At 69.7% G+C, this 24,334-nt stretch carries 25 protein-coding genes; 6 read left to right on the top strand and 19 right to left on the bottom strand.

Going from position 1 to position 24,334, the window contains the following annotated elements; translation table 11 throughout:
• Window position 1 precedes the first annotated feature (1 nt).
• On the top strand, window positions 2-1,540 hold the full coding sequence (locus LR948_RS06145; RefSeq protein ID WP_232753099.1) for a Ppx/GppA family phosphatase: 1,539 nt from the start codon (window positions 2-4) through the stop codon (window positions 1,538-1,540).
• 179 nt (window positions 1,541-1,719) lie between these two features.
• Here the strand turns inward: LR948_RS06145 and LR948_RS06150 are convergent, their stop codons facing one another.
• Genes LR948_RS06150 through LR948_RS06170 form a run of 5 tightly spaced genes read right to left on the bottom strand, consistent with a single transcriptional unit; the run spans window position 1,720 to window position 5,531 of the window.
• Window positions 1,720-2,109, bottom strand: a complete 390-nt coding sequence (locus tag LR948_RS06150) for a hypothetical protein (protein WP_232753100.1) — start codon at window positions 2,107-2,109, stop codon at window positions 1,720-1,722.
• Window positions 2,110-2,162: 53 nt separating this feature from the next.
• Window positions 2,163-2,846: a molecular chaperone DjiA gene (locus LR948_RS06155; RefSeq protein ID WP_232753101.1), complete on the bottom strand. Its 684-nt coding sequence runs from the start codon at window positions 2,844-2,846 to the stop codon at window positions 2,163-2,165.
• Between the two features lie 32 nt (window positions 2,847-2,878).
• Window positions 2,879-3,379: an N-acetyltransferase family protein gene (locus LR948_RS06160; RefSeq protein ID WP_370634879.1), complete on the bottom strand. Its 501-nt coding sequence runs from the start codon at window positions 3,377-3,379 to the stop codon at window positions 2,879-2,881.
• Window positions 3,367-3,981 (bottom strand): VOC family protein, encoded by a 615-nt coding sequence (locus LR948_RS06165; protein WP_232753102.1) that lies wholly within the window; start codon window positions 3,979-3,981, stop codon window positions 3,367-3,369. Before LR948_RS06165 ends, LR948_RS06160 begins: the two co-directional genes overlap by 13 nt.
• On the bottom strand, window positions 3,981-5,531 hold the full coding sequence (locus LR948_RS06170) for a helicase HerA-like domain-containing protein (protein ID WP_232753103.1): 1,551 nt from the start codon (window positions 5,529-5,531) through the stop codon (window positions 3,981-3,983). Before LR948_RS06170 ends, LR948_RS06165 begins: the two co-directional genes overlap by 1 nt.
• 431 nt (window positions 5,532-5,962) lie before the next feature.
• Here LR948_RS06170 and LR948_RS06175 point away from each other — a divergent pair, with 431 nt between their 5' ends.
• On the top strand, window positions 5,963-6,637 hold the full coding sequence (locus LR948_RS06175; protein ID WP_232753104.1) for an invasion associated locus B family protein: 675 nt from the start codon (window positions 5,963-5,965) through the stop codon (window positions 6,635-6,637).
• Between the two features lie 225 nt (window positions 6,638-6,862).
• Here the strand turns inward: LR948_RS06175 and lpxB are convergent, their stop codons facing one another.
• The 13 genes from lpxB to pyrH form a co-directional block, all read right to left on the bottom strand.
• Entirely contained in the window at window positions 6,863-8,032 is a 1,170-nt protein-coding gene (lpxB, locus tag LR948_RS06180; protein WP_232753105.1) for a lipid-A-disaccharide synthase, read from the bottom strand.
• Window positions 8,032-8,820 (bottom strand): UDP-2,3-diacylglucosamine diphosphatase LpxI domain-containing protein, encoded by a 789-nt coding sequence (locus LR948_RS06185; RefSeq protein WP_232753106.1) that lies wholly within the window; start codon window positions 8,818-8,820, stop codon window positions 8,032-8,034. The genes lpxB and LR948_RS06185 overlap by 1 nt, the downstream gene beginning before the upstream one ends.
• A gap of 4 nt (window positions 8,821-8,824) precedes the next feature.
• Window positions 8,825-9,613, bottom strand: a complete 789-nt coding sequence (gene lpxA, locus LR948_RS06190) for an acyl-ACP--UDP-N-acetylglucosamine O-acyltransferase (RefSeq protein ID WP_232753107.1) — start codon at window positions 9,611-9,613, stop codon at window positions 8,825-8,827.
• Complete coding sequence (fabZ, locus tag LR948_RS06195) at window positions 9,610-10,071, bottom strand: 3-hydroxyacyl-ACP dehydratase FabZ (protein ID WP_232753108.1); 462 nt, start codon at window positions 10,069-10,071, stop codon at window positions 9,610-9,612. Before fabZ ends, lpxA begins: the two co-directional genes overlap by 4 nt.
• Before the next feature lie 66 nt (window positions 10,072-10,137).
• Complete coding sequence (locus LR948_RS06200; RefSeq protein WP_232753109.1) at window positions 10,138-10,857, bottom strand: OmpH family outer membrane protein; 720 nt, start codon at window positions 10,855-10,857, stop codon at window positions 10,138-10,140.
• Window positions 10,857-13,211, bottom strand: coding sequence for an outer membrane protein assembly factor BamA (gene bamA / locus LR948_RS06205; RefSeq protein ID WP_232753110.1), 2,355 nt, complete (start codon window positions 13,209-13,211; stop codon window positions 10,857-10,859). Before bamA ends, LR948_RS06200 begins: the two co-directional genes overlap by 1 nt.
• Before the next feature lie 85 nt (window positions 13,212-13,296).
• Complete coding sequence (locus tag LR948_RS18855) at window positions 13,297-13,428, bottom strand: hypothetical protein (protein WP_255702812.1); 132 nt, start codon at window positions 13,426-13,428, stop codon at window positions 13,297-13,299.
• A gap of 134 nt (window positions 13,429-13,562) precedes the next feature.
• Window positions 13,563-14,906, bottom strand: a complete 1,344-nt coding sequence (rseP, locus tag LR948_RS06210; protein WP_232753111.1) for an RIP metalloprotease RseP — start codon at window positions 14,904-14,906, stop codon at window positions 13,563-13,565.
• Between the two features lie 14 nt (window positions 14,907-14,920).
• Complete coding sequence (gene dxr / locus LR948_RS06215; RefSeq protein ID WP_232753112.1) at window positions 14,921-16,090, bottom strand: 1-deoxy-D-xylulose-5-phosphate reductoisomerase; 1,170 nt, start codon at window positions 16,088-16,090, stop codon at window positions 14,921-14,923.
• 1 nt (window position 16,091) lies between these two features.
• On the bottom strand, window positions 16,092-16,892 hold the full coding sequence (locus LR948_RS06220) for a phosphatidate cytidylyltransferase (protein ID WP_232753113.1): 801 nt from the start codon (window positions 16,890-16,892) through the stop codon (window positions 16,092-16,094).
• Window positions 16,889-17,614 carry a polyprenyl diphosphate synthase gene (gene uppS / locus LR948_RS06225; protein WP_232753114.1) on the bottom strand — a complete coding sequence of 242 codons (726 nt, stop codon included), beginning with the start codon at window positions 17,612-17,614 and terminating at the stop codon, window positions 16,889-16,891. The genes LR948_RS06220 and uppS overlap by 4 nt, the downstream gene beginning before the upstream one ends.
• 41 nt (window positions 17,615-17,655) lie before the next feature.
• Window positions 17,656-18,219, bottom strand: a complete 564-nt coding sequence (frr, locus tag LR948_RS06230; RefSeq protein WP_232753115.1) for a ribosome recycling factor — start codon at window positions 18,217-18,219, stop codon at window positions 17,656-17,658.
• A gap of 117 nt (window positions 18,220-18,336) precedes the next feature.
• The gene (gene pyrH / locus LR948_RS06235) at window positions 18,337-19,068 is read right to left on the bottom strand and encodes a UMP kinase (RefSeq protein ID WP_232753116.1); all 732 of its coding nucleotides are present in this window, start codon (window positions 19,066-19,068) and stop codon (window positions 18,337-18,339) included.
• Window positions 19,069-19,168: 100 nt separating this feature from the next.
• Between pyrH and miaA the strand changes: the two genes are divergently transcribed.
• From miaA to LR948_RS06250, 3 genes are read left to right on the top strand one after another with little or no spacing between them, the layout of a single operon-like run.
• A complete protein-coding gene (gene miaA / locus LR948_RS06240) occupies window positions 19,169-20,056 on the top strand; it encodes a tRNA (adenosine(37)-N6)-dimethylallyltransferase MiaA (RefSeq protein ID WP_232753117.1) in 888 nt (295 codons plus the stop codon).
• 2 nt (window positions 20,057-20,058) lie between these two features.
• Entirely contained in the window at window positions 20,059-20,916 is an 858-nt protein-coding gene (locus LR948_RS06245) for an AraC family transcriptional regulator (RefSeq protein ID WP_232753118.1), read from the top strand.
• Window positions 20,913-22,571 carry an ABC transporter substrate-binding protein gene (locus LR948_RS06250; protein WP_232753119.1) on the top strand — a complete coding sequence of 553 codons (1,659 nt, stop codon included), beginning with the start codon at window positions 20,913-20,915 and terminating at the stop codon, window positions 22,569-22,571. Before LR948_RS06245 ends, LR948_RS06250 begins: the two co-directional genes overlap by 4 nt.
• Before the next feature lie 150 nt (window positions 22,572-22,721).
• Here LR948_RS06250 and LR948_RS06255 read toward each other — a convergent pair whose 3' ends face one another.
• Complete coding sequence (locus LR948_RS06255) at window positions 22,722-23,309, bottom strand: lytic transglycosylase domain-containing protein (protein WP_232753120.1); 588 nt, start codon at window positions 23,307-23,309, stop codon at window positions 22,722-22,724.
• Window positions 23,310-23,504: 195 nt separating this feature from the next.
• Between LR948_RS06255 and ssb the strand changes: the two genes are divergently transcribed.
• Window positions 23,505-24,038, top strand: a complete 534-nt coding sequence (gene ssb / locus LR948_RS06260) for a single-stranded DNA-binding protein (protein WP_232753121.1) — start codon at window positions 23,505-23,507, stop codon at window positions 24,036-24,038.
• Window positions 24,039-24,334 lie beyond the last annotated feature (296 nt).

Raw genomic sequence — 24,334 nt, forward strand, 5'->3', positions numbered from 1 at the left:
CATGGATGGAACCCACGACCCCGATCACCCCGATTGGGGCCCGTTCGGAAGACCGCTGTTTGCCGATCCCGACGTGCGCGCGCTTCGCCGTGTGGGCGTGGTCGACATCGGTTCGAACTCGGTCCGGCTGGTGGTCTTCGACGGCGCGGCGCGCTCGCCGGCCTATTTCTACAACGAAAAGATCATGTGCGCGCTCGGCGCGGGGCTGGCCGAAACCGGCGAGCTGAACCCCGAGGGCCGCGCCCGGGCGCTGGCGGCGCTGAAGCGCTTCAAGCTCCTGGCCGACGGCATGGGCACCGAGCTGACGGCGGTCGCCACCGCGGCGGTGCGCGCCGCCTCGGACGGCGACGCCTTCCGCGAGGACGTGCGCCGCGAGACCGGGCTCGAGATATACGTGGTCGACGGCGAGGAAGAGGCCCGGCTTTCGGCCCAGGGCGTACTTCTGGGCTGGCCCGGCTCCTACGGGCTGGTCTGCGACATCGGCGGCTCCTCGATGGAACTGGCGGAAATCTCCGGCGGCCAGGTCGGGCGGCGCGTGACCTCGGACCTCGGGCCCCTGAAGCTGCGCGACGTCAAGGGCGGCAAGAAGGGCCGCGAGGCGGTCATCAAGGAGACCCTCGCCGCCCTGACCGAGAAGATGGGCGCGCAGCGCGACCGGCTGTTCCTGGTCGGCGGCTCCTGGCGCGCCATCGCCCGCATCGACATGGAACGGCGCGGCTACCCGCTGCACGTCCTGCACGAATACCGCATGGACGCCCAGGCGGTGCGCGACACGGTGAAATTCATCCTGAAGGCCGACCTCGAGGAGCTGCGCGGCCGCTGCGGGATCTCCTCGGCGCGGATGTCGCTGGTGCCCTATGCGGCCGAGGTCTTGAAGCGCATGGTGCAGACCTTCAAGCCCAAGGACATCGCCGTCTCGAGCTACGGCATCCGCGAGGGGATGCTCTTCGAGCAGATGCCGCAGAAGCTGCGCGACCGCGACCCGCTGATCGAAAGCTGCCGCTACGCCGAGGCCAAGGACGCCCGCCTGCCCGGCTTTGGGCGCAAGCTCTTCCATTTCGTCGAGCCGCTCTTCAACGGCGCGCGCCCGGCGCGCATCCGCATCGTCAAGGCGGCCTGCCTTCTGCATGACGTGAGTTGGCGCGCGCATCCCGACTACCGGGCCGAGACGGTCTTCGACAATGCCACCCGCGCCAACCTCGGCGGGCTGAAGCACGAGGAACGGGTCTTCCTGGGGCTCGCGCTCCTGCACCGCTACCGCAACAAGCGCGAGGGCACCCGCTTCGAGGCGCTGGCCCCGATCCTCAGCGCCGCCGAGGTGCAGGAGGCCGAGATCCTCGGCAAGGCGATGCGCTTCGGCGCGATGCTCTGGATGTCCGAGGGCGACCTGGGCGCGCGGCTGACCTGGCACCCGCGCAAACGGCTCCTGATCCTGCGCCTGACCGAGGCCGCCGCGCCGCTCTACGGCGAGGTCGCCGCGGCGCGCTTCGAGAGCCTGGTGAAATCGCTGGGCGCGGAGTTCGAGGTGAAGATCGGCTGAGGTGGCGCGCGCGTGGGGCGTGGCGCTGGCCCGGGCCCGGGCCCGGGCCCGCGCAGAGTGTGGCGCCGTCCAGGGGCCAGCGCACGCGGCCGCAAAAACCCGGACCTGCGCGCGGCGTGGCGCTTTCACGGGCTTTCACTCGGCGCAGCCCTGACCCAGCCCTACGCAAAGCACGCCGCTCAAAGGTCGATCGAGCCCTCGGGTGCGGGGGTCTCCGGGTCCGTCTCTGGCCCGGTCTCGGGCTCCAACGGCGCTTTCCGGCGGATGATAATGTCACCGTTCTCCAGGATCTCGGGCGGGTGGTAATCCGACCAGTCCTCGACCTCTTCCAGCACCTCGCGCAGCGCCGGGCCCATCTCGGCCACGAAGTCCGAGAGCGCCGGCTCGATGCCCTCCATGATCCGGCGCAGCTCTTCGAATGCGGGTTCGGCCTCGTCCATCAGCCCGTCGAAGAAAAGCTGCATTCCGCGTTCCATGAGGGAAAAGCCCTCCTCCTCGTCACCCGCATCCTGCGCGGCGGCGGGGCTGAGGATCAGGCAGAAGGCGGCGGCAGTCAGCGTGAGTCTCATGGGGGCAAATATAGCCCGCGCGGGCCCTGCGCCCAAGGCCCGGGCGCGCCCGTTCAGGCCGGCGCCTTGCCCTGGATCTCTTCCCAGGCGCGGTTGATCGCGATCAGGCGTTTCTCGCTCATCTTCACCGCCTCTTCCGGCAGGCCGCGCGCGACCATGCGGTCGGGATGGCTGTCGCGCACCAGCGCCCGCCAGGCCTTGCGGATCTCCGGCAGCGGCGTTTCGGGGGCGACGCCCAGCACCGCATAGGGGTCGGGCTCGGCATCGGGCACGTAGCGGGTGCGCAGCGCCCGGAAGCGCGTGCCCTCGATCCCGAAAATCCGCGCCACGTCGTTCAGGAAGGCGTCTTCCTTCGGGTGATAGGTGCCGTCGGCGATGGCGATGTGGAAGAGCCCCTCCATCAGGTCGCAGAGCACCGTCTTGTCCGAGCGGAACATCGCCGCGATACGCCCGGCGTAGACCTCGTAACCCGCCACGTCGGTCCGCGCGAGGTTGAAGACCCGCGCCGCGCCGGGCTCGTCCTCGGTGGCGATGTGGAAGACCTCGCGGAAGGCGGCCACCTCCGAGCGAGTCACCTGCCCGTCGGCCTTGGCCATCTTCGCCGCCAGCGCGATGACCGCGATGGTGAAGGCGACCGAACGCTCGGGCGGGGCGCGCAGATGCTCGAAGACCGTCGCCAGGCTTTCGCCCTGACGAAGCGCCGCGAGCGCCTGGGAGATGCGGGACCAGATCGACATGGACGGGAACCTAGGGCAATCCTTTCAAGGTGTCAGGCTGCCGGGAACAGCATTTTTTGCACGAGCACAAGGTCAATCCACCGATCGAACTTGCGCCCGGCCTCGCGGATGCGGCCGACCTCGGCAAAGCCGAGCCGCGCGTGGAAGGCCAGCGCGCCGGTGTTCTCGGCGCTGATGCCGCCGATCAGCGAATGGTGGCCCGCCTGCCGGGCCTCAGCCTCGAGCGCCTGCACGAGCGCCCGTCCCAGGCCCTGCCCGGCGGTCCCGGGCGCGGTGAAGACGCTGTGCTCCTGGGTGCGGGCGTAGCCCGGCCCGCCCCGGAAAGCGCCGTAGGTGGCAAAGCCAGAGAGCCCGTTTGCGGCCTCGGCCACGAGGAAGGCGCGGCCCCGTTCTTCGATCATGTGCGCCACGGCCTCGGGGGTCTTCTCCTCGGTGGTGAAGGTGATGGTGCTGTCGCGCACGAAAGGGTTCCAGATCGCGGCGATGGCCTCGGCGTCGCCGGCGCGCGCGGGCCGCAGGGTCAGCTCAGCCATCGCGTGACCCCGGAGCGTTGGAGCCGCGCCGAAAGCCCGGGCCGCGCGGCGGGCGTGAAGCGCGGCAGCGGGCTGTCGAGGACGCCCGCGAGCCGGGCCGCCAGCGCCTCGGCCTCGGGATGGGCGATGACCAGCTCGGTCAGCCGCCAGCCTGAGGAGGGCAGCCGATCCCCCGCGGGCACCGGGCTTTTCCACTCGATGAAGGCCGGGAAGAGCCCGTCGTAGGGCAGCATCCCGTCCTCGGGCACCGCCATGACCCAGTCTAGATCGCCGCGGGTGATCGGCACCGGGTGCCCGGCCTCGGGGAAATCCGCCAGCGCCGCCTCCATGTCGGGCACCCGGCAGATCCACTTGTCGAGCCGCGGCGGCCCGGAAAAGGCATCGAGCCCGAACCAGCGCGCCCGCCCGGGCGGCGGAGCCTCGGGGTCGGCGGCGATGGCCTCGAGGTAGAGGCCCTCTTCCAGCCCCAGAAGCCGGTTGTGGGTGGCGAAGGCCGCATGCGCCCCGCCGGGGCCCAGGGGCTCGCCCAGGGCGGCCTCGGCATGGGCATGGGCGGCCTCCAAAGTTTCGCCCAGGACCGCGATATGATCGAGGCTCAGCATCAGCGGCCCTTGAAGAGACCCCCGAGGATGCCGCGCACGATGCGCCGCCCCGTGGTGCCCTTCAGCTCCTTGACCACCGCCTGCGCCAGCGCGCCGCCGATGCTGTCCCCCTTGGACGGGCGCCGCACGCTGCGCGCGCTGGAGCGGCCGACGCGGGGGCCGGTGTAGCGCCGCCCGGCGCTGTAGTCGCGGCGCGCGGGCGCGGCCTCCTCGGCCTGGCGTTCCTCGGCCTCGGCTTCCGCGGCGGCGCGTTCGGCGCGGGCCGTCAGCATCTCGTAGGCCGAGGCGCGGTCGACGGCTTTGTCGTATTTCAGCCCGAGGTCGCTGGCATTCAGCACGGCACGGCGCGCCTCGGGAGAAATCGGCCCCAACCGCGAGGACGGCGGGCGGATCAGCGTGCGCTCGGCCACGCCCGGCACGCCCTTCTTCTCGAGCATGGAGGTCACCGCCTCGCCGACGCCGACCTCGCGGATCGCGCTTTCGATGTCGAAGCGCGGGTTCTCGCGGTAGGTCTCGGCGGCCATGCGCAGGGCCTTGCGGTCGCGCGCGGTGAAGGCGCGCAGCGCGTGCTGCACCCGGTTGCCGAGCTGGCCGAGGATGTCCTCGGGCACGTCGTCGGGGTTCTGGGTGATGAAATAGACGCCCACCCCCTTGGAGCGGATCAGCCGGGCGACCTGTTCGACCTTCTCGATCAGCGCCTTGGGCGCGTCCTCGAACAACAGGTGCGCCTCGTCGAAGAAGAAGACCAGCCGCGGCTTCTCGGGGTCGCCGACCTCGGGCAGCTCCTCGAAGAGCTCGGAGAGCAGCCAGAGCAGAAAGGTCGCGTAAAGCCGGGGCGCGGCCATGAGCTTGTCGGCGGCGAGGATGTTGATCTGCCCGCGCCCGCCCTCGCGCAGGCGCATGAGGTCCGCAAGCATCAGCGCCGGCTCGCCGAAAAGCCGCGTGCCGCCCTGGTTGTCGAGCACCAGCAGCCGCCGCTGGATCGCGCCCACCGATTGCACCGCGATATTGCCGTAGCGCAGCGACAGCGCCTCGCGGTTCTGCCCGACCCAGACCAGGAGCGCCTGCAGGTCCTTGAGGTCGAGCAGCGGCAGCCCCTCCTCGTCGGCGACCCGGAAGGCGATGTTGACGATGCCCTCCTGCGCCTCGGTCAGCTCGAGCATGCGCGAGATCAGAAGCGGCCCCATCTCGGCCACGGTGGTGCGCACCGGATGGCCCTGGTCGCCGAAGAGATCCCAGAAGGTGACGGGAAATCCCTCGTAGGTGTAGTCCGAGAACCCGATGGTCTCGGCCCGGCTGGTGAAAGCCTCGTGCAACTTGAAGGCGGCGCTGCCGGGCTCGGCGAGGCCCGAAAGATCCCCCTTCACATCGGACAGGAAGACCGGCACGCCGGCCTTGGAAAAGCCCTCGGCCAGGATCTGCAGGGTCACGGTCTTGCCGGTGCCCGTGGCCCCGGCGATCAACCCGTGCCGGTTGGCGTAGCCGAGATCGAGGACCTGCTTCTCCCCGTAGCCTTCACCGCCGCCGCCGACGAACACGCCCTCGCCCATGTCCCTGCCCTCGCACTGCACCGTTCGGGCTGACCATACTTGCTTAACTATTTGCTGTCAGTGTGAATTTCGTCCCTGCCGGGGCTCTTCTCCGGCGCGGGACGGACATCCTCCCTGTCAAACTGGCCGCGCCCCTGGCGCGGTAATTTTTGTGCGGAGATTACAAAAGGATAAATGGGCGGAAACCCGCGATATTGGCTGTTGACGGGTCCGGATTCGCATCGTAGCGTCCCAACCAATGACAAAGTCGGCCAGTCCGACAGGGAGAGATCTGAAAAGAGAGCCTGCGGGCTCTCTTTTCTTTTTTCTCCCGGCCGCCCCGGTGGCCAGGAACCGCCCAAGGGGCCTCCGGTTTCCCCCTGACAGTCCCGCGCCCTCGTGTTAAGCGCGTGTTCGAACAGACTTTAGGCCAGTTCCATGGAGCTTTGGACATGAAGACATCGCTGACCCATCTTTCCCTGATCGCCCTGCTTGCCGCGACCCCCGCGCTGGCGCAGGACGACGCCACGGCGACCGAGGGCGAGGCAGAGACCTCCTCCGAGGGCACCGAGGCCGAGACCCAGAGCGAGGCCGAGACCGCGCCCTCGGGCGGCGGCGCGAGCGAGCTTTTCGACACCGGCGAAGCGGTGGGCGATGCGACCGGGCAAGGCGGCGAGGATTCCTCGAGCTACGTGCGCGAGACGATCGGCGACTGGGACATCCAGTGCCTGCGCGCGCAGGAGGGCGAAGACCCCTGCCAGCTCTATCAGCTGCTGCAGGACGAGGACGGCAATTCCGTCGCCGAGGTCAGCCTCTTCAAGGTCGAGGGCCAGGGCCAGGCGGTGGCCGGCGCGAATTTCATCGTGCCGCTCGAGACGCTCCTGACGCAGAAGCTGACCATCTCGGTCGATGGCGGCCAGGCCAAGCGCTACGACTTCGCCTTCTGCGCACAGCTGGGCTGCGTGGCGCGGGTCGGCTTCACCGGTGACGACATCGCGAGCTTCAAGCGCGGCCGGGTGGCGAATGTGACCATCGTGCCCGCCGCCGCGCCCGAGCAGGAGGTGACCGTGGGCATGTCGCTCTCGGGCTTCACCGACAGTTACGACTCGGTGACCCCGGCGCAGTAAGCGCTGCGGATAGGCTGGAATTGAGAGACGCCGTCGGGTCCGCCCGGCGGCGTTTTTCGTGAGGTGGCTTGGGTTTGAGGGCGGGGCGCGAGGTTAGTGGGCTCTAGGCTCTGCCGCTTCGCCCGTTGCTTTTTCTAAGGAGAAACCCGGATGCGGCCCCCGCCGAGCCCAGCCTTCGCGTAACGGTGCTTCACGCCGTTCTCTGCAAAAGCCCCGGCCCGCGCCTCAGCGCGCCGCCAGCCCCAGCCCGTCGAGCACCGCGCGCGCGGCGCGCAGGCCCGGATGGTCCCCGCCCTTGCCGAGCCGTTCCATGGTCAGCGCCATGGCGGCATCCTGCGCCTTGGGCGCCTCCAGCACCGCCAGCGCGGCCTCGGCGACCGGGCGGGGACGGCAGTCCTTGCCGATGAACTCGGGCACGCTGCGGGTCTCGGAGACCAGGTTCACCAGCGTCACCGTGTCGGTCAGCAGCATCCGCCCGATGATCTGCCGCGAGAGCCAGTTCATGTCGTAGGCGATCACCATGGGCGTCGCCGCAGCCGCCAGCTCCAGCGACACCGTGCCCGAGGCCGCCAGCGCCACATCGGCCGCCGCGAAGGCCGCGCGCTTGGCCTCGGGCCCGCCGCTGCCGTCCGCGCCCCGGGGATCCAGCACCAGAGGCGCCACCGGCCAGTCGGCCACCGCCGCCTCGACCGCGCCCGCGACGCCATGGGCGGCGGGCAGCACGAAGCGCAAGTCGGGCCGCTTCTCGGCCATCCGGGCGACGACCTCGCCGAAAACCGGCAGAAGCCGCGCGATCTCGGAGCGGCGCGAGCCCGGCAGCACCAGGCAGAGCGGCGCTTCGCCCAGCCCGCGCGCCTCGCGGAAGGCCGCGACCTCGGCGGCATCCGCCTGCGGATCGGTCACCACCGGGTGGCCCACGAAGTCGCAACGCATGCCCGCGGCCTCCATGTAGGGCGGCTCGAAGGGCAAAAGCGCCAGCACCTGGTCGATGTGGCGCGCCATCTTCACCGCCCGCTTCGGCCGCCAGGCCCAGACCGTGGGGGCCACGTAATGCACGATGCGGATGTCGCTCCGGGCCTTGACCAGTTCGGCCACCCGCAGGTTGAACTCGGGCAGGTCGATGGTGACCACCACGTCCGGCTTCTGGGCCAGGATCGCCTCGGCGGTCTCGCGGATGCGGCGCTTGAGGGCGCGGTATTCCTTCAGGATCTCGCCGATGCCCATGATCGAGATTTCGTCCATGGGGAAGAGGCTCTCGAGCCCCGCGGCGGTCATGCCGGTGCCGCCGATGCCGGTGAAGCTCACCGGTTCGGGCGCGGCCTCGGAGAGCCCACGCATGAGCGCCGCGCCGAGGCGGTCGCCCGAGGCCTCGCCCGCGATCAGGAAGACGCGCATCAGTCCGGCCTCCGGCGCGACCAGAGGAAGAGCCCCGCCGCCTCGGCCTCTGCCATGCTGCGCGGCTGGTCGAGAACGAGAACGCCGCCCGCCTCGAGGATCAGCCCGGAGAGGCCCGCGCGGGCGGCGCCGCGCAGGGTCTCGGGGCCGACGGTGGGCAGATCGGCGCGGCGGTCCTGCCCGGGCTTCGGCGCCTTGTAGAGAAGCCCGCCACGCGCCGCCTCGGGGAGCCCCGCCAGCAGCGCGTCGGTCCCGGCCTCTTCCTCGCGCGCGACGACCTTGCCGCCCGCGATCACGCAGGCCTGGCCGAGGTCGGCCGCGGCCATCTCGGTCAGCACCGCGTCCCCCAGGAGCGCCGCCTCTGCATGGCTGTCGTCGGGGTGGCGGGTGGTCGGCACGCCCTCGGGCAGGAGCAGCTCGGGCGCGGCCTCATGGGCGGGCAGGATGGCAAAACCCGACTCTTCGAAGAGCGCCAGCACGATGCGCAGCGCGCCGTCGTCGCCAAGCGCCAGCGCATCGGTCAGGCGCGGCACCAGGGGCGCGGTGGCGGCGTCGATGCGGGAAGGGTCGATCACCGGACGGTCGATGCCGCCACAAAGACAAAGCGCGGTCACGCCGCGCGCCTTCAGATCGGCGATCAGCGTGCCCAGCGTCTCGAGCCGGAAGCTGAGGTCGGGGGTGAGGCTGTCGGGCGGGCTGTCGGCCAGGGCGGCCACCACGACCGGGCCCTCCGCGGCAGAGACCACGGCGCCCGGCAGCGCGCCCCGTCCGGCGATCAGCGCCAGCACCGGCTCAGCCCGGGGTCAGGAAGTGGCGGTCGGTCTCGCTCAGCACGAAGTCGACGATCTCGCGCACATAGGCGCTTTCCGTCTCCTCGCCGAGACGCCGGGCGCGGTCCTGGAAGGCGCCTTCGCCCTGGGCCAGCATCTGGAAGGCGGCCCGCAGCGCGGTGATGTCCTTGCGCGCCACGCCGCGGCGCTTCAGCCCGACGAGGTTCAGCCCGTCGAGCACCCCGCGCGGAGCCTGCACGAGGCCGTAGGGAATGACGTCGTTGGTGACCATGGTCACCGCGCCGATGATCGCGCCGCGCCCGATGCGGACGAACTGGTGCACGCCCGAGAGCCCGCCGACGATGACCTCGTCCTCGATCACGCAATGGCCCGCGACGGCGCAGTTGTTCACCAGGATGACGTGGTTGCCGATCTGCACGTCGTGGGCAACATGGCAGCCCGCCATGAAGAGCCCGTCGTCGCCGATCCGTGTGACGCCGCCGCCGCCCTCGGTGCCGGCGTTCACGGTGACATGCTCGCGGAAGCGGTTGCGCGCGCCGATCTCGAGCCGGGTCTTCTCGCCCTGGAACTTCTTGTCCTGGGGGATCTCGCCGATCACGCCGAAGGAGAAGAAGGTATTGCCCGGGCCGATCTCGGTGTCGCCGGTCAGGATGACGTGGCTTTTCAGCACGTTGTTCGCGCCAAGATGCACCTCGGGGCCGATGTGGCAGAACGGGCCGATCTCGCAGCCGGGGCCGATCACGGCCCCTTCCTCGATCACGGCGCTGGGGTGGATCTTTGCCTCGCTCACGCGGAGAGGTCCATCATCGCGGTGAATTCGGCCTCGGCGGCCAGCTCGCCCTCGACGGTGGCGGTGCCCTTGAACTTCCAGACCTTGCCGCCGGGCTTGCCGCGCAGCGTCTCGAGCCGCATCTGCAACTGGTCGCCCGGCACCACCTTGCGGCGGAACTTGCAGCCGTCGATGCCCATGAAATAGATCAGCATGTTCTTGTCGGCGAGATCGAGCGCCACGCCCACCATGACGCCGGCGGTCTGGGCCATGGCCTCGACGATGGTCACGCCCGGCATGATCGGCGTGCCAGGGAAATGCCCCTGGAAATGCGGCTCGTTCATGGAGACGTTCTTGAGCCCCAGGGCCGAGCTGTAACCGTCGATATCCACCACCCGGTCGACCAGGAGGAAGGGATAGCGATGCGGCAGAATCCGCTGGATGAGCTGGATATCGGCGCTCTTGAGATCGTCGGACATGCGCTTCCTCGCCTTAGCTGTCGGGTCTGCGTTCGGTAGCAATGCCACGCCGCGGTGGCAAGCGCGTCACTCCACCGGGGTGGGCTCGCCCTCGCCCATGTCGAAGAGCGGCGCGGTGCCGGAGCCGGGCTCGGGCGCGGGCACTTCGGCCTCGGGGGCTTCGGGCTCCTCGGGCGCCGGGGTGCCCTCGGGGGCCGCCCCGCCCTCCTCGGAGGCGCCAGGCGCGGGCATCTCCAGCTCGGCGCCGTCGCCGATCGCCGCGTCGAGCCGGCGGATCGCCAGCTCGGTGATGTCGATGGCATTGGCGCTCAGAAGCACATTGCCGCGCTCGAGGATCAGCGCCGCGCCCGCCTCGCGCAGGATGTCGGCGAGAACCGGCTGGGCCTGGCTGAAGAAGGTGCGCCGCGCGGTCTCGTCGCGGTTCGACAGCTCGCGCGCCTTGGCGTCCTGCTGGCGGCGCAGCTCCTCGACGCGGGCGTCGAAGGCATCGGCCATGGCGCGGAACTCGACCGGATCGGTCTCGGACCGGATCTCGGTCAGGCGCTGCTCCTCGGCGGTCAGCTCGGCCTCGAAGCGGCGGTTCTCGGCGGCAAGCGCCCGGCCCTCCTCCTCGATCTGGTCGAGAAGGCGCTGGCCATAGGCGCTTTGGTTGAAGAAGCGGTCGGATTCGATCGTCAGGATCGGCGAACGCACCACCTCGCGCGCGGTGTCCTGCGCAAAGACCCCGCCCGCGGGCGCGAGTGCCGCCGCGGCCAACCCAGTCAGAAGGAAGCCGCGGCGTCGCATCAGAAGTCGGTGGAGATCGTCAGCTCGAAGTTCTGCTCGCGGTCCTTGTCCTCGCGCTGGAGCGCGTCGGAGAAGTTGAACCGCAGCGGCCCGAGCGGCGTGTCCCAGAAGAGCGAGACGCCGACCACCTGGCGCAGCGAGCCGTCCTCATAAAGCACCGTGCCGGTGGCGTCATCGCTGTTGCTGAGCCCCCAGAGCGAGCCGACGTCGTAGAAGACACCGCCCGAGACCCCGTATTCCTCGGGCAGGCCGAGCGGGAATTCCGCCTCGAAGCGGGCCACGGCGAAGTAATCGCCGCCAAGCGCGTCATCGATGCCGGCGCCCACTTCGCGCGGGCCGATGCCGCCCGGCTCGAAGCCGCGCATCACCGAGGAGCCCATGAAGAAGCGGTCGGTCACCCGGCTGCTGTCGTCACCGAGGTAGTTCAGCGCGCCCGCCTCGACGGTGGCGCGCAGGGTGATCTCCTCGCTGAAGGCCAGCCGCTGGGCGACGGCCCGGGCGCGGGTCTCGACGAAGGCCACGTCGCCGCCGACGCCGCCGAAGTCCTGGCCGAACTCCAGAAGCACGCCCGCGTCGGGGTTCAGCCCGGTGCGGCGGGTGTCATAGCTCAGCCGGTAGCCGAGCGAGCTTTTCAGGATCTGCCCTTCGCCCGCCTCGGCGCGAACGATGCCGCCCACTTCGGAGGCGTCGGGGATCGAGATGTCGGTGCTCTCGATGTCGTAGCTGAGCTGCAGCCGGGTGTTGTCCGACACCGGGAAGGTCAGCGAAGGCGAGAAGCGCGCCACCTCGGTGTTGTAGTCGGAATCGTCCTCGGTGGTGCGGGCGTAGGACAGGCCCAGCCCCAGCGCGAGGTCGCGGCCCAGAAGCGCCGGCTCGGTGAAGTTGAAGAAATACCGCTCGGTGTCGGCGGTGGTGGTCACCCCGAGGCTGAGCTGCTGCCCCCGGCCGAGGAAGTTCTGCTCGGCGAAGGAGAGGTTCAGACCGAAGCCCGAGGAGGTCGAATAGCTGCCGCCGATGCTGATCGAGCCGGTGGGCTGCTCTTCGACGTCAACGTCGACGATGACCTGCTGCGGAGAGGAGCCTTCGCGCGCCTCGACATCGGCGTCGGCGAAATACCCCAGCGCGCGGATGCGCTCCGCGGCGTTGCGGATCTCGCGCGGGTTGAAGGGGTCGCCCTCGACGATCTCGAACTGGCGGCGCACCACGCGGTCGAGCGTGGTGGTGTTGCCCTCGATGTCGATGCGCTCGACGAAGACGCGCGGACCGCGGGTCAGCACGAACTCGACGTCCAGCGTCAGGTCGCGGTCGTTGCGGGTGACGCGGGGCTCGACGCGCACGAAGTCGAGGCCCTCCTCGACGGCGCGGCGCTCGAGCCGCTCGATGTCGCGGTCGACCAGCGTCGGCGCATAGGTCTTGCCGGTGCGCACGGTCACGGCCCGGCGGAAGGCGTCGATGTCCACCTCGGGCAGATCCGAGGTCACGCTGATCTCGCCGAAGGAGAATTTCTGGCCTTCCTCGACGTTGAAGGTCACGAAGTAGCCGTCGCGCTCCTGCGAGAGCTCGGCGTTCACCCCGGTGATGCGAAAGTCGACATAGCCGCGCGAGGCGTAGAAATCCTCGAGCAGCTGGCGGTCGAACTGGATCCGGTCCTCGATGAAGGTGTCGCTCGAGATGATCGCGCGCAGGAGGCCCGCCTGCTTGGTCTCGAGCACCCGGCGCAGCCGCCGGTCGGAATAGGTCTGGTTGCCGACGAAGGCGATGCGCTCGACCTCGGCGACGCCGCCCTCGAAGACCTCGAAGACAAGATCGACGCGGTTGTCGGAGCGGCGGATCACCCGCGGCTGGACCCGCGCGGCGATGCGGCCCTGCTCGAGGTAGGCATCGGCGATGGTGTTGGCGTCGGCCTCGGCGGTGGTCGGCGAATAGACCCGGCGCGACTGGGACTGCAGGATCGGCTGCAGGTCCTCGTCGTCGATGCGGCGATTGCCCTCGATGGCGATGCGGTTGATCGTGGGATATTCCACCACGCGGATCACCAGGGTGCTGCCCTGGGGCACGATCTCGACGCTTTCGAACAGCCCCGAGTTCTGCAGGTTCTGGAAGGCACTGTTGAGTTGGGCGGCCGACACCGGCTCACCGCGGGGAATGCCCGCGTAGCTCAGGATCGTGCCCGACTCGATTCTCTGGGCGCCCTCGATCTGCACAGAATTGAAGACGAAACTCTGCGCCACGGCCACTTGCGGCACCGCGACCATTGCGGTCGAGGCTGTCAGCGCAAAAAGTGCGACGGTCGAGGTTCTCGCTAGTTCGCTCAGCGCCACACCAAAGCAGCGCGCGTTCGTCGTGATCGACATCCCGCCTCGTTCCCTTCAGACATCCCTCGGATCGTCAGTACCGGGATTGCCGGGCCTTGTCAAAAGCCTGCGCGGGCTTCGAAAGTCATTGCAGGAGCGAGCCCAGGAGCGTGCCGAAGCCAAGCGCGACGACGATGGTCAGCACGTAGAGAATCCGGTCCCAATTGAGGTTCAGGATCAGTCCCAGTCCGCGATATCCGTCGTGTATGGCCTGCATGTCGGCGCCTTGATGCCCTTGGTGATGCCGGCCCCCGGGCCGGTCGAAACTCGGGCACCGACCCTAGGGGCGCATTTTGGCATAAATTGGGCGAAGCGCGCGGGGGCACTTGCGGGGCCGCGGCCTGCCCCCGCTCAGGGGCAGAAGAGGTCGTTGGTGATGCCCAGGACCATGATCGACAGGATGATCGCGAGGCCCACCGACATCAGCACCCGCAGCGCCCGGTCCGAGGGCGGCTTCCCGGCGACCGCCTCGTAGGCGTAGAAACACAGGTGCCCGCCGTCGAGCACCGGCACCGGGAAGAGGTTCAGAAGCCCCACCGCCGTCGATAGGACCGCGATGAACCAGATAAAGTTCGTGGTGCCCTGGCTGGCCATGGAGCCGCTGGTCTCGGCGATGCCGATCGGCCCCGAGAGATTGCAGGTCGAGATCGCCCCGGTGATCATGTGCCAGAGCCCCGAGATCGAGCCCTGGATGATCGCGCCGGTCTGGCTCACGCCCGAGAGGAAGGCGGTGCCCGGCCCCGGCGCCTCGGTCGCGGGCTCGAAGAACATCCCGCCGACGATGCCGATGCGGTAGACCGTTCGGAAGGAATTGTCGGGCTGCGGCTCGTCGGTGCGGCGCGGGGTCAGCGTGGTCTCGATCACCTCGCCGTCGCGCCAGATCTCGAGGTCGAGCGGCGCGCCCTCGGAACCTTCGACCCGCTCGCGCAGCTGCTCGAAGGCGAAGACCTCGGTGCCGTCGATGGTCAGGATCACGTCGCCCTGCCGGAAGCCCGCGTCGTCGGCGGCCGAGCGCGGCACCACCGAGGTCGCGATCGGCGGGTAGACGTAGGGCCCGTCGACCACCAGCCGCTCGCCGCCGCGCTGCACGGTGTAATCCAGCACCGGCTCGAGCGGCAGTTCGTCCAGGAAGCTCTCGAAGGTGGTGGAACTGTCGAAGCTCGGCGGCACATTGCCCGCGATCTCGACGATCTCGTCGCCGGGTTCGAGCTGTTGCACCGAAGGCAGCGGGCGCAGATCGCCCACGGTGATTGGCTCGGAGACCACGCCGCGCGCCATGAAGACGCCGGTGAAGACCAGGATCGACAGGATGAAGTTGAAGACCGGCCCCGCCGCCACCGTCGCCGCCCGCGCCCAGAGCGGCGCGCCGTTCATGGTGCGGCGCTTCTCGGCCTCGCTCAGCTCCTGCATGGCGGCGTCGTCCTTGCCGCCCGAAGCATTGGCGTCACCGCGGAACTTCACGTAGCCGCCAAGCGGGAAAAGCGCGACCTGCCAACGGGTTCCACGCTTGTCTTCGCGCGCGTAGATCACCGGCCCGAAGCCCAGCGAGAAGACATCGGCGTCGATCCCCGACCAGCGCCCGACGATGTAATGGCCGTATTCGTGGATCGCCACGATCACCGAAAGCGCCACGACAAAAGCCAGGAGCGTCCAGAGCAGCCCGCCGAACTGCGGAATCAAAGTCACGAAATCCAAAACCGCGAGCCCCCTCAGCCTATGGCCTCATCCGCCGCTCTACGGGCGAGATCGTCAGCCTGACGCACCTTATCAAGTGTTACCGTGTCGAGATGTAGCCCGCCCTCCGCCGACATCCGCTCCAACACGCGTTCGACGACGGCGGCCATCTCGAGAAATCCGATCCGCCGCTCGATGAAGGCGTCGAGCGCGCGTTCCTTGGCGGCGTTGAAGACCGCGCCGGCAAGGCCGCCGGTCTCCATCACCTCGCGCGCGAGCCTGAGCGCGGGCCAGCGCGCCTCGTCGGCGGGCCGGAAGGTCAGCTGGCCCAGGCGCACCAGGTCGAGCCGTTCGACCGGCACCGGGCGGCGTTCGGGATAATGCAGCGCGAAGCCGATGGCATGGCGCATGTCCGGCGGGCCGACATGGGCCATGAGCCCGCCGTCGCAGAAGCCCACCAGCGCGTGGATCATCGACTCGGGGTGCACCACGGCTTCGATCTGCCCGGGCTCCAGGCCAAAAAATTCCCGCGTTTCAATGAGTTCCAGCGCCTTGTTGAACATCGAGGCGCTGTCGATGGTGATCCGCTGGCCCATGTCCCAGTTGGGATGGGTGGCGGCCTCCTCGGGCGTGGCACCGGCCAGCTTCTCCAGCGGCCAGTCGCGGAAGGCGCCGCCCGAGGCGGTGATCACCACCCGTTCGACGGCCGAGATGTCCTCGCCCAGGAGCGCCTGGAAGACCGCGGAATGCTCGCTGTCGACCGGGATCACGCTGCCGCCGCTGGCGCGGGCGGTCGCCATGACCAGGGCGCCGGCGCAGACCATGCTTTCCTTGTTGGCGAGCGCCAGTTTCGCCCCGCCCTCGAGGGCCGCGAGCCCCGGCGCGAGCCCGGCGGCGCCGACGATGGCCGACATCACCCAGTCGGCGGGGCGGCGCGCGGCCTCGATCAGCGCGGCCTCGCCCGCGGCGGCCTCGACCCCGGTGCCCGCGAGCGCGTCGCGGAGCGCGGGCAGCTGGTCGTCATGGGCGGTCACCGCGACCTCGGCGCCGAGCCGGGCGGCGTCATGGGCCAGCCGCGCGACGTTGCGCCCGCCGGTCAGCGCCACCACGTCGTAGGCCTCGGGGTCGCGGGCGATCAGGTCGATGGTGTTCTGCCCGATCGAGCCCGTCGCGCCCAGGATCGAGATGCGCCGCCGCTCCGTCATCTCAGCCGGGCCCCGCCAGCCCCGGCGGGAAATCGACGATCTGCCCGGCGAGCAGGATGAAGAGCGCCGCCCCGAGCATCCCGTCGAAACGGTCGAAGAGCCCGCCGTGCCCGGGAATGAGGTTGGAGCTGTCCTTCACGCCCGCGCGGCGCTTGATCGCGCTTTCGGCGATGTCGCCCAACTGGCTGGCCATGGAGATCGCGATGGAAAGCGGCACGAGCCCGTAATGCGCCTCGGTCAGGGCGGCGAAGACGGCCCCCAGCGCGCCCGCGGCGATCCAGCCCGCGACGGTGCCCGACCAGGTTTTCTTGGGGCTGACGCGGGGCCAGAACTTCGGCCCGCCGATCATCCGCCCGGCGAAATAGCCCGCGATGTCGGTGGCCACGACCACCAGCACCAGCCAGAGCATCCAGATCAGCCCGAAGTCGTCGCGGTGGGCCATCATGCCGTAGCCCGCGAGCAGGATCAGCGCCGCGAAGACCGCGTAGGTCACCCCGCCGCGCTGCATCTGGCCGAAGCCCAGCATGGCCGGGGCAAGCAGCAGCGGCATGGCGGTGGTCGCGGGCACCTCTCCGGCGACCAGCACCGCGATGCCCGCTGCGGCGCCCAGGACGCGCGGGGTGCGCACCCGGTCGCTGTCGAGCATGCCGACCAGCTCCCAGATCATCACCCCGGAGACCAGCGCGATCAGGACGTGAAAGGTAAAGCCGCCGATCCAGACCGCGGCCAGGCCGACCGCGACCAGCACGACCCCCGAGACAAAGCGTTCGCCAAGATCGTTCCAGCGCGCCCTGGGGCTCATGCAGGCACCGCGCCGTAGCGTCTTTCGCGCTTGCCGAAGGAGCGCGTCAGCCCGGCGAATTCCTCGGCGGTGAAATCCGGCCAGAGCGTGTCGACGAACTCGTATTCGGAGTAAGCCGACTGCCAGAGCAGGAAGTTCGAGATCCGCGCCTCGCCGCTGGTGCGGATCACCAGGTCGGGGTCGGGCAGCAGGCAGGTGTCGAGGTAACGCGGCAGGGTCTCCTCGCCGACCTCCTCGGGGGCGAGCTTGCCCTGGGCCACGTCCTCGGCCAGGCGCCGGGTGGCACGGGCAACCTCGTCGCGGCCGCCGTAGTTCAGCGCGATGGTGAGATTGGTGCCGGTGCAATGCGCGGTCATGGTCTCGAGCTCGTCCATCAGCCCGCGCAGCTTGGCGTCGAGCCGGAGCCGGTCGCCGATGAAGCGCACCCGCACGTCGTTTTCGCGCAGCGCCCGCGCCTCGCGCGCGATGTAGAGGCGGAAGAGGCTCATCAGCCCCGCCACCTCGTCCTGGGTGCGTTTCCAGTTCTCGGTCGAGAAGGCGAAGATGGTCAGATATTCGACGCCGCAATCGGGGCAGGCCTCGACGATCTCGCGGACGCGGCGGGCGCCGGCCTGGTGCCCGAAAAGCCGCGGCCTCCCGCGGCCCTGGGCCCAGCGGCCGTTGCCGTCCATGATGATGGCCACATGCCGCGGCGGAGCGTCGTTTGTGTCTGTCCTGGACATCGCGTCGCCTCCTCGGCCGTAGCGGAACCCTCGCGCAGGTCTCAGACCTGCATGATCTCGCCCTGCTTGGTCTCGAGCGCTTCGTCGACCCGCTTGATGTAGTCGTCGGTCAGCTCCTGGATCTCGGTCTCCCAGAACTTCTGGTCGTCCTCGGAGATGCCGTCACCCTTGGCCTTCTTGACCTGGTCCATGCCGTCGCGGCGCACGTTGCGGATCGCGACGCGGGCGCTTTCGGCGTATTGGCCGGCGACCTTGCCGAGCTCGCGGCGGCGTTCCTCGTTCAGCTCGGGGATCGGCAGCATGATGATCGTGCCGTTCATCTGCGGGTTGATGCCCAGCCCGCTTTCCCGGATCGCCTTCTCCACCTTGTTGACCAGGCTCTTGTCCCAGACGTTCACGGTGACCATGCGCGGCTCGGGGACGTTCACCGTGCCGACCTGGTTGATCGGCGTCATCTGGCCGTAGGCTTCGACCTGGACCGGCTCCAGCATCGAGGCCGAGGCGCGTCCGGTGCGGAGCGAGGCGAACTCGGTGCGAAGATTGCTCATCGCGCCGTCCATCCGGCGTTTCAGGTCGTCGGTATCAAGCTCGAAATCGTCTGACATGGTAAAGTGCCCGCTCGGATGATTTTTTCTTCCTCCCGCCTTCTAGGACAGGCAGGGGCGGATGTATAGGCATTTGCCGCAAATCCGGGCCCGCCAAGGGCCCGCCCGCGGCCCCGCTCAGCCCTGCACGCGGGTGTAGGTTCCCTTGCCCGCGAGGATGCCCCGGAAGCCGCCCGGCTCATCGAGCGAGAAGACGATGATCGGCAGGTTGTTGTCCCGCGCCAGCGCGATGGCGGAGGCATCCATGACCTTCAGGTGCTTGGCCAGGCAGTCGTCGAAGGAGACCGTCTCGTAGCGCACCGCATCGGGGTGCTGCATCGGATCCTTGTCGTAGACGCCGTCGACCTTGGTGCCCTTGAAGATCGCCTCGCAGGCCATCTCGTTGGCGCGCAGCGTGGCCGCGGTGTCGGTGGTGAAATAGGGGTTGCCGGTGCCCGCGGCGAAGATGCAGACACGCTTCTTCTCGAGGTGACGCACGGCGCGGCGGCGGATGTAGGGTTCGGCCACCTCGTCCATGCGGATCGCCGAGATCACCCGGGTGAAGACCCCGAGGCTTTCCAGCGCCGATTGCATCGCCAGCGCGTTCATCACCGTCGCCAGCATGCCCATGTAGTCAGCGGTGGTGCGCTCCATGCCCTGGGCCGAGCCCGCGAGCCCGCGGAAGATGTTGCCGCCGCCGATCACCATGCAGATCTCGACGCCCATGTCGTGCACCGACTTCACCTCGCGGGCGATGCGCTCGACCGTCGGCGGGTGCAGCCCGTAGCCCTGGTCGCCCATGAGCGCCTCGCCTGAAATCTTCAGGAGCACGCGCTTGAAGGTGGTGGTGTGCTCGTCGCTGGCGGTCATGTTGCGCTCCGTCCCTGTGGCGGTCTAGGATCGCGGCCATAGATGTCGGAATTCCCGCCCGATGACAATGGCGCGGGCCCCGGACAAAGGCTTTCCGCCGATGATCGATCTTTCCGCGCTTGATCCCCGCCGCCCCGTGCTGATCGCCGGGCCCACGGCCTCGGGGAAATCCGGCCTGGCGTTGCGCATCGCCGAGGCCCAGGGCGGGGTGATCGTGAACGCCGACGCGATCCAGGTCTTCTCGGACTGGCGGGTGCTGACCGCCCGCCCCGCGCCCGCAGATGAGGCCCGCGCGCCGCATGCGCTCTATGGTCATGTGCCGGGCCATGAGCCCTATTCCGTCGGCGCCTGGCTGCGCGAGGCCGCCCCCTATCTCGAGGCCGGGCCGCGGCCGATTTTCGTCGGGGGCACGGGGCTTTACTTCACGGCGCTCACGCGCGGGCTGGCGCAGATCCCGCCCATCCCCCAGGCGATCCGCGAGGAGGCCATGGCCCGGCTCGAGGCCGATGGGCCCGAAGCGCTCCTGCCCGAAATCGACGCCGAGACCGCGCGCGGCATCGACCGGCAGAACCCGATGCGCGTGCAGCGCGCCTGGGAGGTCCTACGCGCCACCGGCCGGGGGCTCGCCGCCTGGCAGGCCGACACGCCGCCGCCGCTTTTGCCGCTGGCGCGCGCCCAGGCCTTTGTGATCGGCGCCGACAAGGGCTGGCTCACCCCCCGGATCGCCACACGCTTTGAGCAGATGATCGCCGAAGGGGCGCTCGACGAGGCAAAGACCAACGCGCCGGGCTTCACGACCGCCCTGCCCTCGGCAAAAGCCATTGGCGCGCGCGAGCTGATTGCGCATGTTAGGGGCGAGATGAGCCTCGAGGACGCCATGACCCGCGCTATCATCCAGACCCGGCAATTCGCCAAGCGCCAGCGCAGCTGGTTCCGCTCGAACATGGCGGGCTGGCGCTGGCTCGACCCGGAACGCGCGGAGGCCTGAGCATGAGCGCCGGCCCCAGCTTCCTGCGCAAACCCGCGCGCATCCACGAGACCACGCCCGAGGCGGGCCCGGTGCGCTGCCAGAACATCGCGCAGTTCACCCAGGGCGCGCCCTGGCGGCTCTCGGACCTGCACGACCGCGACACCGACCTGCTGATCTGGATCACCAAGGGCCAGGGCCGCGCCAATATCGGCGGGGTGATGCGCGGCTACGGCAGCCACAACGCGATCTTCGTGCCCGCCGGCACGCTCTTCGCGCTGGAGCTCGGCCCGCAGGTCCTGGGCAGCGTGATCGAGGCGCCCTCGGGCATGTTCGCCCTCTCCGAGCGGCGCCCCGAACACATCCGCTCGCGCGACAGCCTGGCCCAGGCCGAGCTCACCGCCGCGATCGAGGCGATGATGCGCGAGATCGGCCGCGACCGGCTTTACTTGCGCGACGCGCTTGGCGCGCATCTGCGGCTCGTCTCGGTCTGGCTGCGCCGCCAGCTCGCCGAGGGCACCGCCGACCGGCCCGACGAAAGCGCGAGCCAGCGGCTGACCCGGCGCTTCTCGGAGATCCTCGTGCGCGACTACCGCTCCGACCGGGTGATGGCCGATTACGCCGCGGCGCTCGGCGTGACGCCCACGCATCTGACCCGCACCTGCCGGGCGGCGGCAGGCAAGACCGCCGCCGAGATGATCACCGAGCGCAAGCTTTACGAGGCGCGGGTGATGCTGGGCCGGAGCGAGCCGCCGATCTCGGGCGTGGCCGAGGCGCTGGGGTTTCATTCGGCGGCCTATTTCAGCCGCTTCGTGCAAAGCCACACCGGCCAGACGCCCTCGTCCCTGCGGCGGCGCGCGCTTGGCGCGGGGCGGCCATGAGCCGCGCCCATCCCGCCCTGCCCCGGCTTGGCGCGGAGTTCCGCGCGGGCCAGCTCTCGCGCCGGGAGTTCCTGACCCGCGCCACCGCGCTCGGGGCCGGCGCGGGCCTCCTTGGCGCGCTTGGCCTGCCGCGCCCGGCCTCCGCGCAATCCGCGCCGAAGCGCCGGCGCGGCGGCACTTTGCGCATCCAGCAGGACGTGCGCGCGCTCAAGGATCCGCGCACCGCCGACTGGCCGCATATCGCCAATGTCACCCGCGGCTGGCTGGAATACCTGGTGGAATACCGCCCCGACGGCTCGATCCGGGGGATGCTGCTCAGCGACTGGGAGGTGAACGACGACGCCACCGAGTATCTCCTGACCGTGCGGCCCGGCGTCCTCTGGTCCGACGGCAAGGCCTTCACCGCAGAGGACGTCCTGCGGATGTTCGACTACTGGTGCGACGGCTCGGTGCCCGGCAACGTCATGTCGGCGAGCCTCTCGAGCCTCGTCGACCCCGAGACCCAGCGCCTGCGCGAAGGCGCGGTCAGCCTCGCGCCCGACGGGCGGCTGCGGGTGCGCCCGGCCCGGCCCGACGTGACGCTCATGGTGGCGCTGGCGGATTATCCCGCCGCGGTGATCCCGCCGGGCTTCGACCCCGAAACCATGCTCGAGGCGCCGGTCGGCACCGGCCCCTACCGCCCCGAGACGATCCGCACCGGCGAGATCGCGGTTCTGGTCCGCCGCGAGGGCTTTGAGTGGTGGGGCGAGAAGGTGCCGGGCTTCGGGCCCGCGACGCTCGACCGGGTGGAGTTCATCGACCTCGGCAGCGACCCGGCCTCCTGGGTGGCGGCGATCGAGGAAGACCGCGTCGACATGCTTTATGAAAACGTCGGGCGCTTCATCGACGCGGCGACCGAGCTGGGCTGGGACAGCGCCGAGGTGCAGACCTCGGCCACGGTGGTCCTGCGCGGCAACCAGGAGGCCAAGGTCGGCGGCCGCCCGCTTTACGCCGACGCGCGGCTCCGGCGCGGGCTGGCTTTGGCCATCGACAACGGCATCTGCCTTGAACTTGGCTACGGCAACCGTGGCGAGGTCGCCGCCAACCACCATGTCGCGCCGATCCAGCCCGATTACGCCGACATCGGGCCGGCGCGCTACAACCCCTCGCAGGGACGCGCGCTGATCGTGCAGTCGGGCAAGATTTCCGTCGAACACGAGGTGGTCACTCTCGACGACGGCGTGGCGCGGCGCACCGGCGAGGCGGTGGTGGCGCTGCTGCTCGACGCGGGCATCCCGGCGCGCCAGCAGGTGCTGCCGGGCTCGCGCTTCTGGGCCAACTGGAAGGCGTTCCCGCTGTCGATCACCGAGTGGAACCACAGGCCGCTGGGCGTGCAGACGCTGACCCTGGCCTATCGCTCGAACGCGGTCTGGAACGAATCCGCCTATGCCAATCCCGCCTTCGACGCGGCGCTCGACGAGGCGCGGGCGCTGGCGGACGCCGAGGAGCGCGCCGAGGTCATGGCCCGGCTCGAGACCATGCTGGTCGAGGATGCGGTGATAGTGCAGCCCTATTGGCGGTCGCTGTTCCGGCATTACCGCCCGGGGCTGGTGGGGGCCGAGATGCACCCGGCCTTCGAGATCCATCTCTACCAGCTGGGCTGGGCGGAGGACTGAGGCGGGGGTTTGGGCGGTGGCTTGAGGGCTGCTCGCCCCCTGTGCCGTGCATGGGCCCGAGCCGCGCGTCTCACATCCGCGGCTGACATCCGCCGGACCTGCCGCGCGGAACGCCGCTCAGACGCACCCGCGCCGCGCACCTAGCCGGGCTCACGACCCCCAGATCACCTTCACGTAATGCGTGGTTTCCTTGTAAGGCGGCACGCCGCCGTATTTCTCCACCGCGCCGGGCCCGGCGTTATAGGCCGCCAGCGCCAGCCGCCAGGAGCGGAAGCGGGTGTATTGCGCCTTGAGGTACCGCGCCCCGCCCTCGAGGTTCTGGCCGGGATCATGCGGATCGACGCCGAGCCGCCGCGCCGTGGCGGGCATGAGCTGCGCCAGCCCGATCGCGCCCTTGTGCGAGACCGCCTTGGGGTTCCAGCCCGATTCCTGCTGCACCAGCCGCAGGAAAAGATCCTCGGGCACCCCGTGCCGCCGCGCCGCCGCCCGCGCCGGGGCGAGATAGGCCCCTGAGTAACGGCCTTGAAAAGCCGGCCCCTCGTCGTCCCATTTCGTCGGTGTCTTGACCCGTGCGGGCTGCAGCCGCACCGAGGCGCGGTATTGCTCCGAGGCGCGCTTGTCGAGCACGCCGGTCTGGCTGCTGAAGAGCTTGGCCCGCCCTTGGGTCGACAAAATATCCGCCGAGGCGCCGCTGGCCGCCACGGCCAGGATCACGGCCGCGCCGATCATCCGTCCCATGGTTCCCCCGTCCCTGTCACGTTCGCTGTCGTGCTGGGCGCGGACTATACCCGCTTCGCGTGATTTTGCGAGTCCCGAGGTCAGGGTTAACCGCTCCTTGTGAATTCCCCGGTTTTGGTCGATCCGGCAAATGTGTAACCTCTCGTCGACGCGGGCCCCCAGGGTCCGGAATCGGGAAAGCTAGAAAGGGATGTCATGGCCGGATCCGTGAACAAGGTGATCATCGTGGGCAATCTGGGCCGGGACCCCGAGACGCGCACGTTCCAGAATGGCGGCAAGGTGTGCAACCTGCGCATCGCCACCTCGGAACAATGGAAGGACCGCAACACCGGCGAACGCCGCGAGAAGACCGAATGGCATTCGGTGGCGATCTTCGCGGAGCCGCTGGCGCGCATCGCCGAGCAATACCTGCGCAAGGGCTCCAAGGTCTACATCGAGGGCCAGCTCGAGACCCGCAAATGGCAGGACCAGTCGGGCCAGGACCGCTATTCGACCGAGGTCGTGCTGCGCCCCTACCGCAGCGAGCTGACGCTGCTCGACAGCCGCGGCGGCGGCGGTGACGGCGGCGGCTTCGGCGGCGGTGGCGGCGGCTACCAGGACGACCAAGGCGGCTATGGCGGCGGCTACGGCGGCGGCGGTGGTGGCGGCTTCGGCGGCGACCAGGGCGGCGGCGGCGGTGGCGGCTCGCGCGCGCCCTCGCGCGATCTCGACGACGAGATCCCGTTCTAAGCCGCGCCGCCTTCTGGCGAAGCACAGGCGCCGCGTCCCGGGCTTCGGGGCGCGGCGTTATTTGTTGGGGTGGGCGCGCGAGGGCTTGGCGGGTCTTTTTCTGAGAAAACGCGGCTTCGGCGCGTCCGCCGTCGGATCGCAGAACACGCTGCACTATCCCTCCGGGCGGATCGGCCCATCTCGCGCAGCAGCGTCCCCAGCACACCCACGCCTCGCTTCGCCCTATTCCATCGCCGCACCCGCTCCGACAGCCCGCCGCACCCCGCCGCCCTTGGCCTCTGCCCTCCCGGGCCCCA

It is taken from the genome of Roseivivax sp. GX 12232, assembly GCF_021272185.1.
Classification (GTDB): Bacteria; Pseudomonadota; Alphaproteobacteria; order Rhodobacterales; family Rhodobacteraceae; genus Roseivivax.

Excerpts from the sequence above, each read along its gene's own strand:
- LR948_RS06145 (WP_232753099.1), top strand. The coding sequence starts at position 2 with ATGGATGGAACCCACGACCCCGATCACCCCGATTGGGGCCCGTTCGGA.
- LR948_RS06150 (WP_232753100.1), bottom strand. The coding sequence starts at position 2,109 with ATGAGACTCACGCTGACTGCCGCCGCCTTCTGCCTGATCCTCAGCCCC.
- LR948_RS06155 (WP_232753101.1), bottom strand. The coding sequence starts at position 2,846 with ATGTCGATCTGGTCCCGCATCTCCCAGGCGCTCGCGGCGCTTCGTCAG.
- LR948_RS06160 (WP_370634879.1), bottom strand. The coding sequence starts at position 3,379 with ATGGCTGAGCTGACCCTGCGGCCCGCGCGCGCCGGCGACGCCGAGGCC.
- LR948_RS06165 (WP_232753102.1), bottom strand. The coding sequence starts at position 3,981 with ATGCTGAGCCTCGATCATATCGCGGTCCTGGGCGAAACTTTGGAGGCC.
- LR948_RS06170 (WP_232753103.1), bottom strand. The coding sequence starts at position 5,531 with ATGGGCGAGGGCGTGTTCGTCGGCGGCGGCGGTGAAGGCTACGGGGAG.
- LR948_RS06175 (WP_232753104.1), top strand. The coding sequence starts at position 5,963 with ATGAAGACATCGCTGACCCATCTTTCCCTGATCGCCCTGCTTGCCGCG.
- lpxB (WP_232753105.1), bottom strand. The coding sequence starts at position 8,032 with ATGCGCGTCTTCCTGATCGCGGGCGAGGCCTCGGGCGACCGCCTCGGC.
- fabZ (WP_232753108.1), bottom strand. The coding sequence starts at position 10,071 with ATGTCCGACGATCTCAAGAGCGCCGATATCCAGCTCATCCAGCGGATT.
- LR948_RS06200 (WP_232753109.1), bottom strand. The coding sequence starts at position 10,857 with ATGCGACGCCGCGGCTTCCTTCTGACTGGGTTGGCCGCGGCGGCACTC.
- bamA (WP_232753110.1), bottom strand. The coding sequence starts at position 13,211 with ATGTCGATCACGACGAACGCGCGCTGCTTTGGTGTGGCGCTGAGCGAA.
- LR948_RS18855 (WP_255702812.1), bottom strand. The coding sequence starts at position 13,428 with ATGCAGGCCATACACGACGGATATCGCGGACTGGGACTGATCCTGAAC.
- dxr (WP_232753112.1), bottom strand. The coding sequence starts at position 16,090 with ATGACGGAGCGGCGGCGCATCTCGATCCTGGGCGCGACGGGCTCGATC.
- LR948_RS06220 (WP_232753113.1), bottom strand. The coding sequence starts at position 16,892 with ATGAGCCCCAGGGCGCGCTGGAACGATCTTGGCGAACGCTTTGTCTCG.
- uppS (WP_232753114.1), bottom strand. The coding sequence starts at position 17,614 with ATGTCCAGGACAGACACAAACGACGCTCCGCCGCGGCATGTGGCCATC.
- frr (WP_232753115.1), bottom strand. The coding sequence starts at position 18,219 with ATGTCAGACGATTTCGAGCTTGATACCGACGACCTGAAACGCCGGATG.
- pyrH (WP_232753116.1), bottom strand. The coding sequence starts at position 19,068 with ATGACCGCCAGCGACGAGCACACCACCACCTTCAAGCGCGTGCTCCTG.
- miaA (WP_232753117.1), top strand. The coding sequence starts at position 19,169 with ATGATCGATCTTTCCGCGCTTGATCCCCGCCGCCCCGTGCTGATCGCC.
- LR948_RS06245 (WP_232753118.1), top strand. The coding sequence starts at position 20,059 with ATGAGCGCCGGCCCCAGCTTCCTGCGCAAACCCGCGCGCATCCACGAG.
- LR948_RS06250 (WP_232753119.1), top strand. The coding sequence starts at position 20,913 with ATGAGCCGCGCCCATCCCGCCCTGCCCCGGCTTGGCGCGGAGTTCCGC.
- LR948_RS06255 (WP_232753120.1), bottom strand. The coding sequence starts at position 23,309 with ATGGGACGGATGATCGGCGCGGCCGTGATCCTGGCCGTGGCGGCCAGC.
- ssb (WP_232753121.1), top strand. The coding sequence starts at position 23,505 with ATGGCCGGATCCGTGAACAAGGTGATCATCGTGGGCAATCTGGGCCGG.